Origin of the sequence: Streptomyces sp. DvalAA-14 (assembly GCF_900091855.1) — a bacterium.
GTDB lineage: Bacteria > Actinomycetota > Actinomycetes > Streptomycetales > Streptomycetaceae > Actinacidiphila.
Window position 1 is genome coordinate 1 of record NZ_FMCH01000378.1, and the last position, 15,525, is coordinate 15,525.

Annotated in this window: 9 protein-coding genes and 2 pseudogenes; 3 read left to right on the forward strand and 8 right to left on the reverse strand. The window is 70.7% G+C overall.

All coding sequences use genetic code 11. The annotated features are described in order from the left end of the window. The 8 genes from rhaI (GA0115240_RS19660) to GA0115240_RS19695 form a co-directional block, all read right to left on the reverse strand. Window positions 1–1,117 (reverse strand): L-rhamnose isomerase (gene rhaI, locus GA0115240_RS19660; RefSeq protein WP_093738026.1); only part of this gene is annotated, 1,117 nt, incomplete at its 3' end. Window positions 1,118–1,183: 66 nt separating this feature from the next. Continuing rightward, entirely contained in the window at window positions 1,184–2,638 is a 1,455-nt protein-coding gene (locus GA0115240_RS19665) for an L-fucose/L-arabinose isomerase family protein (RefSeq protein ID WP_093738028.1), read from the reverse strand. Beyond that, window positions 2,638–2,991, reverse strand: a complete 354-nt coding sequence (locus GA0115240_RS19670; protein WP_093738030.1) for an L-rhamnose mutarotase — start codon at window positions 2,989–2,991, stop codon at window positions 2,638–2,640. Before GA0115240_RS19670 ends, GA0115240_RS19665 begins: the two co-directional genes overlap by 1 nt. Before the next feature lie 66 nt (window positions 2,992–3,057). Further along, on the reverse strand, window positions 3,058–4,137 hold the full coding sequence (locus tag GA0115240_RS19675; protein ID WP_256069894.1) for a substrate-binding domain-containing protein: 1,080 nt from the start codon (window positions 4,135–4,137) through the stop codon (window positions 3,058–3,060). A 56-nt stretch (window positions 4,138–4,193) separates the two neighbouring features. Then, the gene (locus tag GA0115240_RS19680; RefSeq protein WP_202451554.1) at window positions 4,194–5,234 is read right to left on the reverse strand and encodes an ABC transporter permease; all 1,041 of its coding nucleotides are present in this window, start codon (window positions 5,232–5,234) and stop codon (window positions 4,194–4,196) included. Continuing rightward, window positions 5,224–6,258, reverse strand: a complete 1,035-nt coding sequence (locus tag GA0115240_RS19685; RefSeq protein ID WP_093738032.1) for an ABC transporter permease — start codon at window positions 6,256–6,258, stop codon at window positions 5,224–5,226. Before GA0115240_RS19685 ends, GA0115240_RS19680 begins: the two co-directional genes overlap by 11 nt. After that, window positions 6,255–7,772: a sugar ABC transporter ATP-binding protein gene (locus GA0115240_RS19690; RefSeq protein WP_093738034.1), complete on the reverse strand. Its 1,518-nt coding sequence runs from the start codon at window positions 7,770–7,772 to the stop codon at window positions 6,255–6,257. The genes GA0115240_RS19685 and GA0115240_RS19690 overlap by 4 nt, the downstream gene beginning before the upstream one ends. A gap of 1,371 nt (window positions 7,773–9,143) precedes the next feature. After that, complete coding sequence (locus GA0115240_RS19695; protein WP_093738036.1) at window positions 9,144–10,163, reverse strand: LacI family DNA-binding transcriptional regulator; 1,020 nt, start codon at window positions 10,161–10,163, stop codon at window positions 9,144–9,146. A 721-nt stretch (window positions 10,164–10,884) separates the two neighbouring features. Between GA0115240_RS19695 and rhaI (GA0115240_RS19700) the strand changes: the two are divergent. The 3 genes and pseudogenes from rhaI (GA0115240_RS19700) to GA0115240_RS19710 all read left to right on the forward strand — a co-directional run. Continuing rightward, window positions 10,885–12,050: pseudogene (rhaI, locus tag GA0115240_RS19700) on the forward strand (L-rhamnose isomerase). Window positions 12,051–12,168: 118 nt separating this feature from the next. Continuing rightward, window positions 12,169–14,214 (forward strand): bifunctional aldolase/short-chain dehydrogenase, encoded by a 2,046-nt coding sequence (locus GA0115240_RS19705; RefSeq protein ID WP_093738042.1) that lies wholly within the window; start codon window positions 12,169–12,171, stop codon window positions 14,212–14,214. Window positions 14,215–14,388: 174 nt separating this feature from the next. Continuing rightward, window positions 14,389–15,525: pseudogene (locus GA0115240_RS19710) on the forward strand (rhamnulokinase family protein); the annotation flags it as partial.

Here is a 15,525-nt window from a genome sequence, read left to right on the forward strand (position 1 = left end):
GCTCGGCGTATCCCGAGCGGGCGTAGGCGCCCATGGGATCGGGGTCGAGGCCCATCTCCGCGCGGAGTTCGGCGAGCATCGGGCGTACGTCGGTGTTGTAGGCGTCCATCAGGGCGGCGTTCGCGCCGAGCACATCACCGGCGGCCTGCGCCGCGCCGAGCGCCGCGGTGTCGACCAGCAGCGCCTTGGCGGTGGCCTCCTGGACGTTCATCACCGAGCGGATCTGGCCGGGAATCTTCGGCTCGATGTTGTGGCACTGGTCGAGCATGAACGCGATGTCGGAATCGGCGGCCAGACCGCCGCCGTTCACCACCTCGAACAGGATGCGGAACAGCTGGAACGGGTCGGCCGCGCCCACGATGAGGTCGTCGTCGGCGTAGAAGCGGGAGTTGAAGTCGAAGGCGCCGAGCTTCCCCTCGCGCAGCAGGAAGGCCACGATGAACTCGATGTTGGTACCGGGCGCGTGGTGGCCGGTGTCGACGCACACCTTCGCCCGCTCGCCCAGCTTGAGGCAGTGCGCGTAGGCGGTGCCCCAGTCCGGCACGTCGGTGGTGTAGAAGGCCGGCTCGAACAGCTTGTACTCCAAGATCAGCCGCTGGTCGGCCGACAGCCGTTCGTACACCGCGCTCAGCGCCTCGGCCAGGCGGTCCTGGCGGGCCCGGATGTCGTCCTGCCCCGGGTAGTTGGTGCCGTCGGAGAACCACAGTTTCAAGTCGCGCGAGCCGGTCCGGTCCATCACGTCGACGCAGGCGAAGAGGTGGTCGAGTGCCTTGCGGCGGACCGCCGGGTCCGGGTTGGTGACACTGCCGAGCTTGTAGTCGTCGTCCTGGAAGACGTTGGCGTTGATCGTGCCCAGTGTGATGCCGGCGTCCGCGGCGGCCCGGCCGAGCGCCGCCCAGTCGTCGACCGCGTCCCAGGGGATGTGCAGCGCGACACTCGGCGCCACCCCGGTGTGGGCGTGGACGCGCGCGGCGTCCGCGATCTTCTCGAACGGGTCGCGGGGCACGCCCTGTTGGGCGAAGACCTTGAACCGGGTGCCGGAGTTGCCGAAGGCCCAGGACGGCAACTCGATCTTCTGTGCGCGAAGGACGCTCTTGACTTCCTCACGACCGGCCATGAGAGGACCTGCTTTCCCGTTCGAATGGACGGCTGCGGAATGACGGTGGGATGGATCGGCCCGGCCTCATACCGCGACCTCCACCAGCTCGACGCCGAGCAGGTCCGCGGTGGCGCGCAGCTGGGGTATGAGGTCGCCGACGCCCAGCGCCCAGTGGTGCGAGATACCGGTCGCGCTCCAGGCGTCGGTCCACTCGCCGGGGTCGCAGCCGAAGTCGACCCGCGAGGTGGTGTTGCCGATCTCCAGCAGCGGCCCCGGAACGACCTCGCCCTTGGACGCGACGAACCGGAAGGCGCCGTCGCGCAGTTGGGCGATCCCGAAGGTGGTGACCGGGCCGTGTGCCACGTCGAACTCGACGGACACGCCCCAGCCGCGCTTGCCGTGGTAGACACCCAGACCCCGCAGCAGCGGCCGCTTCTGGCTGATCGCCAGGTGCGCGGGGCCGTCATGGCCCATCTCGACAACGCCGTCACGGAAGTTGAGGGCCTGCAGCTCGGTGAACGATCCGCCGCCGCCGAGCCGGTCGACGATCAGCATGGCCAGCGAGGTGCGCAGCTCGTACTCACCGGTGGTGGGGATGCCCCGCGCGGTGAGCAGGGACGAGCCGAGGATCATGCCCGCGCCGAGGCGTTCGTGCTGCTCGCCGTCCAGGCCGCGGTGGTAGTAGGCGAGGCTGTCCAGCGCGAAGTCCGCGGCCAGCCGGTCCAGTCCGACCGACACCCGGGCCGCCCAGCGGAAGTCCTCCTGCTGAACGGTGGGGTCGATGTCGAAGACCTCGCGGGCCAGCGCGATCCGCTCGTCCACCTGGGCGTCGGTGACGTCGGCCACCCGGACCCGCAGGTCGTCGAACTCCAGGACCTCCATGTGGCCGCCGAAGTTGGCCGGGACGAGGGTGAGGTCGGTCGACACGTCGAGCATGCCGGGGTAGAGGTGCCCCATCAGGCCGTGCCGGCCGTGCTTCAGCGCGCCCCTGACCCCGGCCGCCTTGATCCAGCGGCCGATCCGGGTCCAGGCGCGTTCGTCCTCGACGTAGCCCGACACCGAGCGGAAGTCGATCCCGCAGCGCAGGAAGGTGTTGGCCATCTCCGGCAGCGGGCAGGCACCGCAGTAGGCCAGCCACTGGCCGGTGTCGAAGGCGGCGTGGTCCATCACCTCGGTGGGCTGCAGGTTGATCAGCAGCACCGGCGCTCCACTGCGCTGCGCGACGGGCACCAGCATCGAGGCGGTCATGTAGGTGGTGAGGAAGCCGACGATCAAGTCGCAGCCGGCCACCCGCAGCTGTTCGGCGGCCCGCGCGCCGTCCTGCGCGTCCGAGATGAACCCGACGTCGACCACCTCGCAGTCCAGGTCCCGCATCCGCTGCGCCACCCGGTCGGCCGACGTGCGCAGTTGCGGCAGCAGGTCCGGGAACTGGGGCCAGTAGGCGCCGAGTCCACCGGAGACCAGCCCCACCTTCGTCCGCCGGGCCGCGATGCGTTCCAGGCCGGGCGAGGGGGGAGAGGAGTCGAGTGTCGTGGTCATCAGCGGGGTCCTTCTCCCAGTGCGTGCAGTTGGTCGTCGAGGTTGAAGATCTGCTCGATCAGCTGGAATCCCTCGTCGGGAGGTTGGCCGTCCAGTCCGGTGAAGTAGCGCGCCATCTCGGCCTGCCAGCGGGCGTTCACCTCGGTACCGGCCATCGCCGTCTGCGCGGCGGCCAGGTCGTCGGCCTCGACGTAGCCCACCAGCAGCCCGTCGGGGCGGGCGAAGATCGAGTAGTTGTGCCAGCCGGCCGCGGCCAGCGCGCGCAGCATCTCCGGCCGGACACGGGTGTGCCGCTCGCGGTACTCGTCCAGCAGCTCGGGCCTGACCTGAAGCAGGAAGCAGTAGCGGTTCACTCGGACTCTCTCAGTGCTGCCGGTGCCGGGCCGGCCCCCCACGGACCGGCCCGGGCACCATCGACATCAGAAGTTGAACTGGTCGACGTTCGACGCGTCGAAGACGGTCGGCGGGCCGAGCACGACCGACGGGCCGACCCCGGCCGAGGGGCCGAGCACCTTGAAGCTGCCGAGGGTGCCCGCCTTGAAGCTGGACCCGGTCTGCAGGCTGGCACTGCCCGAGGACAGCGACGCGGCGGCGTAACCGGCCAGGTAGCCCAGGTTGTTCGGGTTCCACAGCTCGAAGGACTTGACGGTGCCGTCCTTCACGTAGGACTTCATCTGCGAGGGCAGTCCGAGCCCGGTGAGCGTGACCTTGGCGGCCACGTCCTTGTGGGTGGACAGGTACTGCGCGGCGGTGGAGATACCGACGGTGGTCGGCGAGATGATGCCCTTGAGGTTCGGGTAGGCCGAGAGCAGACCCTGCAGGACGGTCAGCGAGGTGGCCGGGTCGTCGTTGCCGTACACGGTGCTGACGAGCTTCATGTTCGGGTACTTGGCGGCCAGTTCCTTCTTCATGTAGCCGATCCAGGCGTTCTGGTTCGTCGCGCTGGCGGCGGCCGACAGGATCGCGATCTGGCCGGTGCTGTTGATCTCCTTGGCCAGCAGGTCCACCTCGGAGGTGCCGACCGACGCCGTGTCCGCCTGGTTGACGAACAGGTGGTTCGGGCTGCTGCCGCAGGAGATGTCCGAGTCGAAGGCGACGATCTTGATGCCGGCCTGCGCCGCCTGGTTGAGCGAGGGACACAGCGCGGACGGGTCGTTGCCCGCGATCACGATGGCGTTGGCGTGCGCCTGTATCGCGGCCTGGATGGACGGGATCTGCGCGGCCGCGGTGTCGGCGGTGCCGCTGCTGACGACGACCTTGCCGCCGAGTTCCTTGAGGGCCTTTTGACCGCCGACATCGGCGAGGACCTCGTAGGGGTTCTGGGTGTCCTTGGGGATGAAGTAGACGGTCAGCCCCTTCTTGACGCCGGTGGCGGTGGGGGCGCCGGTCGGGTCGGAGCCCGCGCTGGACGAGGAACCGCAGGCCGCGAGGGTGAGGCCGGCCACGGTGAGGGCGAGGAAGGCGGTCGCTCTACGGCGCGCCGTTGCGCTAATGGTCACGTGACTGTCTTTCGTGAGGAAGTGGATGGGACAGGAGCGATCGGGGCTTCCGGTCGTCAGCGTGCGCGCTGGGCGCGGGCCCTGATCCTGCGCACTGCTTCGCCGCTGTTGGGTACGACGACGCTGATCAGCAGCAGGACGCCGGTGACGATGTTCTGGACTTCCGGCTGAACGCCCATCTGGGTCAGGGCCTGTTGGAGGCAGCCCACGATGACGACGGCGAGCACGACGCCGACGACCGTGCCCCGGCCGCCGAAGATCGACACTCCGCCGAGCAGCACGATGGCCACCACGGTGAGTTCGAGTCCGGTGCCGGCGTCGTAGCTGACCGAGGAGTTCTTGAGGGTGAACAGGATGCCGGCGAAGGCGCAGAAGATGCCGGAGACCACGTACAGGCCGAAGGTGATCCGCTTGACGCGGACACCGGAGAAGTGCGCCGCCTCGGGCTGCAGGCCGATCGCCACGATGGAGCGGCCCAGTGGGGTGGCGTGCAGCACCACACCGAAGATGACGGCCAGGATCAGGAAGATCAGCCCCGACCAGGCTATCTCGGTGCCGCCGACCGGCATGACGCCGATCTTGGTGAGGGACGTCGGGAAGCCGGTGATGGTCCGCGGCGCGAGGATGATCTCGGAGATGCCGCGGAACAGGGTCAGCGTGCCGATGGTCACCGCGATCGACGGCAGCCCCGCCTTCGCGATGAGCAGGCCGTTGAGCGCGCCGCCGGCCGCGCCGACGACCAGGGCGGCGGCCATCGCCGCCCAGATCGACCAGCCGTCGTGGAACAGCGAGCCCATCACGGTGCCGGACAGGCCGAGCATGGAGGCGACCGACAGGTCGATCTCGCCGGTCATCACGATCAGCGTCATGGGCAGCGCCATGATGGCGATCTCGCCCATGTTCAGGCCGATGTAGAAGAAGTTCGAGCTGTTGAGGAAGTTCGCCGACTGCGCCGAGCCGAAGATCAGCACCGCGATCAGGACGAACACCAGCGCGCTCTCCCAGCGCACCAGTTCGCGCCACAGGGGCTGCTTGCCGGCGTCGGTGCCGCGGTAGGACATGGGAGCCGACGGCTTGGTGGTGATGTCAGGTGTCACGGTGGGCTCCCTGTGCGGACTGCAGGCTTCGTGCGACCCGCAGACTCAGCCAGCGGTCGAAGGCGATGGCGGCCAGCAGCAGGCCGCCGGCGATCGCCTCGTTCCAGAAGGACGAGATCTTGGTGGCGACCAGCGCCTGGTTGATCGTGTTCAGCAGTACGGCGCCGAGGGCGGCGCCGAGCACGCTGCCGCTGCCGCCGAAGATCGCCACGCCGCCGACGACCACCGCCGAGACGACGGTCAGCTCGTAGCCGTTGCCGCCGGTGACGTCGATCTGGGCGTGCAGCGCCAGGAACAGCGCCCCGGCGAAGCCGGCCAGCGAACCGCTGATGAGGAACGCGGTGAACACCCGTCGCCCGGTGGGGATGCCCGCCAGCGCGGCGGCCTCCGGGTTCGAGCCGATCGCGTAGAGGTCGCGGCTGGCGCGGAAGGAGCGCATCGCGTACCCCACGATCGCCACCACGACCGCGACGATGACGGCGAGCCACGGCACCCCGAGGACGGTCTTGTAGCCGACCTCGGTGAAGGACTTGGGGATCGCGGCCGGGTCGATCGTCTTGCCGTTGACGATCACACCGTCGATGCCGCGCACGATGTAGAGCATCGCCAGCGTCACCACCAGGCTGGGCACCCGGGTGACCGTGGTGATCACCCCGTTGACCGAACCGATCACGGCGCCGATCGCGATGCCGAGCAGGAAGCCCAGCGGGACCGGGAAGCCGGGGTGGTGCTTGAACACGTCGCCGACGACGTACGCCGACACCCCGACGACCGAGCCGACCGACAGGTCGACGTTGCGGGTGACGATGACGAGTGTCTCGCCGACGCCGAGGAGCGCGATCAGGGACGCCCCGGTGAGCAGTTGCTGGATGCTGTGCGCGTTGGCGAACGCGTGGTTGTTGAGCGTGGTGGCGACGAACACCAGGACGATCGCGACGCCGATGCCCAGTTCCCGGGCTCGCAGCAGCGATCCGCCGCGGGCGACCCGCGCGGTCACGGGGGGCGGGGTGGCCAGTGCGGTCATGACGCCACCGCCGTCAGGCCCGCGGCCGCGCGCATGATCGAGTCCTCGTCGGCCTCGGCCCGGCTCAGCTCGGCGGTGATCCGGCCCTCGTGCAGAACCAGCACACGGTCGGCCATGCCGAGGACTTCCGGCAGTTCGGACGAAATCATCAAGACGGCCATTCCGTCGGCGACGAGCCCGTCGAGGATGCGGTGCACCTCGGCCTTGGTGCCGACGTCGATCCCCCGGGTCGGCTCGTCGATGATCAGCAGGGAGGGGCTCCGGGCGAGCCATTTGCCCAGCACGACCTTCTGCTGGTTGCCGCCGGAGAGGGTGGAGACCGGGTTCTTCATCCGGCCGAACTTCAGCTGGAGCCGGTCCGCCCAGGTCGAGGCGAGGTCCCGTTCCGCGCCGCGCCGGATCAGCCCGTACTTGCGCAGCCGGATCAGCGAGGCGAGGGCGACGTTCTGGTCGATGCCCATGTCCATCACCAGGCCCTGCTGACGGCGGTCCTCCGGTACGAGCGCCACCCCGCCGGCCATGGCGCCGGCCGGGTCCCCGTTGGTGAGTTCGCGGCCGTTGACCCGGACCGTTCCGGACGTCCACTTGTCGATACCGAAGACGGCGCGCGCGACTTCACTGCGCCCGGCCCCGACCAGACCGGCCAGGCTGACGATCTCGCCCTTGCGCACGGTGAAACTGATGTCGTGGAAGACGCCCTGCCGGGTGAGCCGGTCGACCTCCAGGACGACCTCGCCGGGGGTGGTCTCCGTCTTGGGGAACAGCGCGTCCAGGTCGCGGCCGACCATCGACCGGATGATGGTGTCGACGGTGACGTCCTCGATCGGCGCGGTGCTCACGAACCGCCCGTCGCGCATGATCGTGACGCGCTGGCAGCTGGCGAACACCTCTTCCAGCCGGTGCGAGATGAACAGCACCGCGGCGCCCTGGGCGCGCAGCGTGCGCATCACCTCGAAGAGGCGTTCCACCTCGACGGAGGTCAGCGCGGCGGTCGGCTCGTCCATCACCAGGACCTTGGCGTCCAGCGACAGCGCCTTGGCGATCTCGACGATCTGCTGGTCGGCGACCGACAGGCCGCGGGCCTGGCGCTCGGGGTCCAGCTGGACCCCGAGGCGGGCGAAGACCTCCGCTGCCGCCTTGTTCATCGCGGCGCGGTCGATACGGCGGCCCGCGCGGCGCGGCTGGCGGCCCATGAAGATGTTCTCCGCGACGCTGAGGTCGGGGAACAGTGTCGGCTCCTGGTAGATGATCGACACACCCGCGGCCCGGGAGGCCGCCGGACCGGACAGGACGGCCGGCTGTCCCTCGATCAGCAGCCGGCCGCCGTCGGGCTGGTGGACCCCGGCGAGGATCTTCACGAGCGTCGACTTGCCCGCGCCGTTCTCGCCCAGCAGCGCGTGCGCCTCACCCGGGTAGAGGGTGACCGACCCGTCCTCCAGCGCGCGGACGGCACCGAAGCGCTTGGTCGCCTTCTCCAGTACCAGCAGCGGGTCTTTGTCAACGGGATCGTTCATCGTGCCAGGTCCTCGCCTCGGTGTGCGGCCTTGCCGCGGTGGGCTCGCAACTCGCGCCCACTCCCCCTCCATGGAGTCGTCCGGGACTCGTGGTGACGTCCCCCCGGACGATCAGGGTTCTTCCCAATGTCTCGACTCTTCCGTGATGTGGCGCCAGGACCGGGCCGGGCCTGACCGCTGTCTGCGCCGGTCCGCGGTACGCGCTGGTCGTCCGGGCCGGTGGGCCGGGGTTCCGCCCCGAAGGTCCGGTCCGGGCCTTGTCAGCCGTTCCCGTACGCCTGCCGGCCGGCGATGCCTTGCCCCTGGGCGGGGCTTGCCGGCCGGGTCGGCGGCCGGGTCGGCGGCCGGGTTTTCTCGGCCGGGTTCCTCGACCGAGCCGGGGGTGCCGGGCGGTGCCGGGGCCCGTCGGTGCCGGGCGGGTCCACCGTGGCCCGGGCTGTACGCCGTCAGAGCCGGGTGGACGGGCGGTGCGGCGGACGGCCGCCGCCGGGATCCCCTCGTGCCGAGTTCGACATTAACCCTCCCGTAACTGAATCGTTTCATCGGGGTCGATCGTCGTGAGACTATGTCCTGCATCATGGGGACGTCTAGAGTCCGGCCCGAGAAATCTGCCCGCGTGCCATCACGACGGACAGCCGGGCGACAGCGGCCCGGCTGCCGGAAGCGGCTCGGGTCGGGGCCGTGGGCGGGTCCGGCGGCGGCGCGGGACCGGCGGATCCGATGACGGGGAGCGCGGTACGAACGGTCGGCCCCCCGCGGTTTCCGCCCGCTCCGGAAACAACTGGACGGGCGCGGCGCGCGACGCGTTACGACCGGGACGCGGATGCGGCGATGCGCGCGGGGCCGGCGGTGGGAGCGGCACCGCGATCGTCGGCGAGAACTCTCGACGACGGGCATTCGCCCAGTTCCGGGGCGTCGGGTGGACGGGCCGCTGGTCTGCGCCAAGTGCCAGGCGCGAGCCGCGACAGAGCGCCGGCTGGGCGCCGGTCCGCAGCAGCGAGGTCGCACGGCGGCCCTCGGAGCAACCGTCGGGTGCGGACGAGTGCCGTCGCGGGCCGCACATCAGGGGGCGCCTTCGCGGAGGCGGACCCGCCGGTCATCGCGCGCCGTCCGAGGCAGGCATCCCTCCCCCGGCGTTTTCGTCGCGGGCGGCGGCTCGCGCGGACGGGCCGGCCTCAACTCGGCCGACCGGGGCCCGGATTGGCGTCGCCGGCGGATCGGGGAGATGGATCTGAGCCGATATCGTCTCCGAACCGTTCTCGCACCGCCCATTGCGGAAGCGGTCGGGCCCCGTTAATCTTCGGCGCCGGTTTGAAACGTCTCAGGTCGTTGGCTCCGCCACGTGGGGGGATCCGTGCCGGGTGCGCGCTCTCAGCGCGCGCGCAAACTGGAGCCGCGCACGACGAGTTCGGGTTGGAGGACGACCTGGCGGTGTTGGTGCGCCTCGGCGTCGGGACCGGTCTCGTCCATCAGCATCTCGGCGGCCAGCCGTCCCATGGCGACGGCCGGCTGCCGGACGGACGTCAGCGGCACGGCCGCGGCCGCCGCGAACTCGATGTCGTCGTAACCGACGATCGCCATCTCCTCGGGGACGCCGATCCGGGCCGCGAACATCGACTGCAGGACGCCCAGTGCCAGCAGGTCGTTGGCGCAGAAGACGGCGGTGGGCCGGGGGGACAGGCCCAGGAGGCGCGATCCGGCGTCACGTCCGGCCGCGACGTCCAGGCGTTCGGCGGACACGTCGATCAGCGCCTCGGGCGGGAGCCCGGCCTCGGCCAGCGCCGACAGCGCACCGGCCCGGCGGTCCCGGACCTGGGGCACGTCGGACGGACCGCCGACGTAGACGATCACCCGGTGCCCGGCCGCGATGAGGTGCTGGGCGGCGAGCCGTCCGCCGACCACGTCGTCCACCGAGACCGAGCACCCCATGCCGTCCCCGGCGACCCGGTCGACCAGGACGAAGGGGATGTTCTGGCCGCGCAGCCCGTCGAGGCTGCGGCCGGTCGGATCAGCGGGGGTCACCAGCACACCGCGAACGCGGTGCTCGGCGAAGAGCGCGAGGTAGTCGACCTCCTCGCGCACACTTTGCGCGCTGTTGCACACCATCACCACAAGACCGGTCTGCCGGGCGGCGCGCTCGGCGCCGCTCGCGACGGCGACGAAGAACGGGTTGCCCATGTCCAGGACGAGCAGGGCCATGATCCGGCTGGCGCCGGCTCGCAGCTGACGGGCGGATTCGCTGCGGACGTACCCGAGTCGGGTGATTACCGACTGGACGCGGGCCCTGGTCTCCTCGGCGACCATCTCGGGCCGGTTGATCACGTTGGACACCGTGCCCACCGAGACACCGGCCTGACGCGCTACTTCTTTGATCCCAACCATCGGCTCCATGCTCCGTCCCACTCACCGCAGCCACGGCGCATCGTGCTCGGGGCCGGTGCTCCGGGGAGCTGCGGTCAGGACCCGTGCTTGAACCTATTCAATCACACGGCGCGACCACCCAACTCCGAAAACATCAATGGCCGGACCGGCCGAATTTCCGAGGCTATGAATCGCTTCAGAATAAAGGCGGTTCCTCCCTGTACCGGCCGGCGGTACGGACTTCACCGGCAGGGAAGTCGTGCAGCCGCCGGGCAGCAATCCCCCGAAGTCCGGACTCCGCGCGGCCGGTCCGGGGAAATGCGCGGGAGGCGCCGTCGCCAGCCCCGCGGCCGACAGGCATCGCGCCGAACCGGACGGACGCGGTTCGTCATCCGGGACCGGCCAAACGTCTGTCACGGCGGCCCGGCTGTCACGGCCGCACAGCCGGGCAGGCCGCCCGGACCGGACCGCTACCATCGGCAGCGCTCGGCTCTCCTCGCCCCACCCCGTCCCGCGGATCCCGCCGACCGTCCGATCTGGCCCGCCCGGCCGACGGCGCCCAGGGGCCGGTGCGACCGCGTCCGGGGAACGGGACAACACGGCCCCACCCGGGCGGCGGCGCCCGCGCACCGGGACCCCGCGACATCTCTTGGGCGTATCTGAACCATTTCATCACCCCAGGAATCATTGACAGAAGTCACCGGCGGCCTTACCGTGAAGCCGGTTCATGAAACGATTCATAGAGGTTGCCATGACAGACCTGTCTGCCGTAAAGGCGACACTCACGTCCCAGCGCATCGAGACCCCTTCGTGGGGTTACGGCAACTCGGGCACTCGCTTCAAGGTGTTCCGGCAGGCCGGTGTGCCGCGTGATCCGTACGAGAAGCTGGACGACGCCGCCCAGGTGCAGGCGGCGACCGGTGTGGCGCCGGTGGTGTCCCTGCACATCCCGTGGGACCGGGTCGACGACTTCGCCCGACTCGGCGCGCACGCCCGCGGTCACGGGCTGACCCTCGGCGCGATCAACGCCAACGTCTTCCAGGACGACGACTTCAAGCTCGGCTCGGTCACCAATGCCGACCCGGTCATCCGCCGCAAGGCCCTGGACCACCTGCTGGAATGCGTCGACATCATGGACGCCACCGGCTCGCGGGACCTCAAGCTCTGGTTCTCCGACGGCACCAACTACCCCGGCCAGGACGACATCACCGCCCGCCAGGACCGCCTCGCCGAAGCGCTGGCCGCCGTCTACGAGCGGCTCGGCGACGACCAGCGGATGCTGCTCGAATACAAGTTGTTCGAGCCGGCCTTCTACACCACCGATGTCCCCGACTGGGGCACCAGTTACGCGCACTGCCTCAAACTCGGTCCCAAGGCGCAGGTCGTGGTCGACACCGGTCACCACGCGCCGGGCACCAATATCGAATTCATCGTCGCCTCCTGCTGCGGGAGCAAAAGCTCGGCGGTTTCGACTTCAACTCCCGCTTCTACGCCGACGACGACCTGATGGTCGGCTCCGCGGACCCGTTCCAGCTGTTCCGGATCCTGCACGAGGTCGCCAAGAACAACGGCCTGGCCGCCGAGACCGGCGTCGCCTTCATGCTCGACCAGTGCCACAACATCGAAGCGAAGATCCCCGCTGTCATCCGCTCGGTGATGAACGTCCAGGAGGCCACCGCCAAGGCGCTGCTGGTCGACCTCGACGCGCTGACCGCCGCCCAGCGTTCCGGTGACGTCCTGGCGGCCAACGCCGTCCTGATGGACGCGTACAACACCGATGTACGCTCGCTGCTTGCCGAGATCCGCCAGGAGCAGGGACTCGACCCGGACCCCGTGGCCGCCTACCGGAACTCCGGCTGGCAGCAGAAGATCGTGGCCGGCCGGGTCGGCGGCGAACAGGCCGGCTGGGGCGCCTGACCTCCGGCCGGACGCGGGTCGCAGCCACCGGATCCCCGGGGTGGCGGCGGCCCGGATCGCACCCGACCATCCGTATCCGCACAGCCGCTGCTCGCCCGGACCCGCAAAGGACACCGACATGGCCACCGCCCCCCATCCCGTCGTCGGCGCGCTGCTCGCGCGCTCCAACCGGCTGGGCGCCGACCCGCGCAACACCAACTACGCCGGCGGCAACACCTCCGCCAAGGGCACCGCGCCCGATCCGGTCACCGGCACCGACATCGAGCTGATGTGGGTCAAGGGATCGGGCGGTGACCTGGGCACCCTCACCGCCCCCGGCCTGGCCGTGCTGCGGCTGGACCGGCTGCGTGCGCTGACCGAGGTGTATCCGGGTGTCGAGCGCGAGGACGAGATGGTCGCCGCCTTCGACTACTGCCTGCACGGCAAGGGCGGCGCGGCGCCGTCCATCGACACCGCCATGCACGGCCTGGTGGACGCCCAGCACGTCGACCACCTGCACCCCGACTCGGGTATCGCCCTGGCCTGTGCGGCCGACGGCGAGGCGCTGACCAAGGAGTGCTTCGGCGACGCGGTGGTGTGGGTGCCCTGGCGGCGCCCCGGCTTCCAACTCGGCCTGGACATCGCCGCGGTCAAGCGGGCCAACCCGCAGGCGATCGGCTGCGTTCTCGGCGGCCACGGCATCACCGCCTGGGGCGCCACCGCGGACGAGTGCGAGGGCAACTCCCTCCGGATCATCCGCACCGCCGAGGAGTTCTTGGAGCGGCGCGGAAAGGCGGAGCCGTTCGGCCCGCCGCTGGCCGGCTACGAGCCGCTGCCGGAAGACGAACGCCGCGCCCGGGCCGCGCAGTTGGCTCCCCTGCTGCGGGGCATCGCCTCCACGGACCGCCCGCAGGTCGGCCACTTCACCGATTCCGCGGAGGTGCTGGACTTCCTCGCCCGCGCCGAGCACCCCCGGCTGGCTGCGCTCGGCACTTCCTGCCCGGACCACTTCCTGCGCACGAAGGTCCGCCCGCTCGTCGTCGACCTGCCGGCCGGCACGCCGGTGGAGGAAGTGACGGCCCGGCTGCGGGTGCTGCACGAGGAGTACCGCGCCGCATACGCCGCCTACTACGAGCGGCACGCCACCGAGGACTCCCCCGCGATGCGCGGCGCCGACCCGGCGATCGTCCTCGTCCCGGGCGTCGGGATGTTCAGCTACGGCAAGGACAAGCAGACCGCCCGGGTCGCCGGTGAGTTCTACGTCAACGCGATCAACGTCATGCGCGGCGCCGAGGCGGTCTCCTCCTACCGGCCGATCCAGGAGTCGGAGAAGTTCCGGATCGAGTACTGGGAGCTGGAGGAGGCCAAGCTGCGGCGGATGCCGAAGCCCAAACCGCTGGCCACCCGGATCGCCCTGGTCACCGGTGCCGGTTCCGGTATCGGCAAGGCCATCGCGCACCGGCTCGTCGCCGAAGGCGCCTGCGTGGTGGTGGCCGACCTGAACGCAGCCAACGCCGCATCCGTCGCCGAAGAACTGGGCGGCCCGGACAAGGCGGTCGCGGTGACGGTCGACGTCACCTCCGAGGCGCAGATCGAGGCGGCCTTCGCCCAGGCGCTGCTCGCCTTCGGCGGCCTGGACCTGGTGGTCAACAACGCGGGCATCTCGATCTCCAAGCCGCTGCTGGAGACCACCGCCAAGGACTGGGACCTGCAGCACGACATCATGGCCCGCGGCTCGTTCCTGGTCGCCCGGGAGGCCGCCCGGGTGATGATCGAACAGGATCTCGGCGGTGACATCGTCTACATCGCCTCCAAGAACGCGGTATTCGCCGGCCCGAACAACATCGCGTACTCCGCCACCAAGGCCGACCAGGCGCACCAGGTGCGGCTGCTGGCCGCCGAACTCGGCGGGCACGGCATCCGGGTGAACGGCATCAACCCCGACGGTGTGGTCCGCGGCTCCGGCATCTTCGCGGCCGGCTGGGGCGCCCAGCGCGCGGCCGTCTACGGGGTGGAGGAGGCGAAACTCGGTGAGTTCTACGCCCAGCGCACGCTGCTCAAGCGGGAGGTGCTGCCCGAACACGTGGCCAACGCGGTGTTCGCGCTGACCGGCGGCGACCTCACCCACACCACCGGGCTGCACATCCCGGTCGACGCGGGGGTCGCGGCGGCGTTCCTGCGCTGAGGCCCGGGCCGGCTGCTGCCCGGCGCTTCTCGTCGGCTTCCGCCGGAGTGCGCCGGGCAGGCATCTGTCGGGCCCTGCCCCGCGCACCCGGCCCGACGCGTTGTCCCGCCGCTCGGCGCGGCCGCTCGATCTCGCCCCCGGCAACCTGTCTGTCTCCCGACCAAGGAAATCTCCGTGACCACGACCGCACCGTCCTCCGCCTTCCCGTCCGCCTTCGCCGCGGCGGATCTCGGCGCGACCAGCGGCAGGGTGATCATCGGCAGGGTCGGGCGGGGCAATCTCGACCTGACCGAGCTGCACCGGTTCCCCAACACCGCCACCCGGCTGCCCACCGGGCTGCACTGGGATCTGCCCGGGCTGTACCAGGGCGTCCTCGACGGCCTGCGCGAGGCGGCCGGGGCCGGTGCGGTGACGTCGATCGGCATCGACACCTGGGCGGTGGACTACGGGCTGCTCGACGCGGACGGCGCCCTGCTGGGGCTGCCGCACCATTACCGCGACGACCGCACCCGGGGTGTCGCCGAGCGGGTGCGCGACGAGGCCGGCGCCCCGTACCTCTACCGCCGCACCGGCCTCCAGCACCTGCCGTTCAATACCGTCTTCCAGCTCGCCGCGGCGCGGGGCACGGCCCACTGGGCATCGCCAGACGCTGTTGCTGATACCCGATCTGCTGGCGTACTGGCTGACCGGCGCCGTCGGTGGGGAGATCACCAACGCGTCCACCACCGGGCTGCTCGACGCCGGCACGGGTACCTGGTCGCGCGACATCGCGGCGCTGGTCGGGCTCGACCCGCGCCTGCTGCCCCCGCTGCGCGAGCCGGGTACCTTGGCCGGCCGCCTGCTGCCGCATGTGGCCGCCTTCACCGGGCTGCCGGCGGCCACCCCCGTCGTCGCCGTGGCGTCGCACGACACCGCGTCCGCCGTGGTCGCGGTGCCCGCCACCGAGCCCCGATCGGCGTTCATCTCCTGCGGCACCTGGTCGCTGGCCGGTCTCGAACTGGACGCGCCGGTACTCACCGAGACGTCCCGGGCCGCGAACTTCACCAACGAGCGCGGCATCGACGGCACCATCCGCTACCTGCGCAACATCATGGGCATGTGGCTGCTGGAGGAGTGCCGGCGCGGCTGGGCGGCGCGCGGGCTGCCCGCCGAGCTGGCGCCGCTGCTGGCGGAGGCGGCCCGCGCCGAACCGTTCGCAGCCCTGATCGACCCGGACGCCCCGGAGTTCCTCGCTCCGGACGACATGCCGGCCGCCATCGCCGACCATTGCGTACGGACGGGGCAGCGGCCACCCTCCAGCCGGGGCGCGAG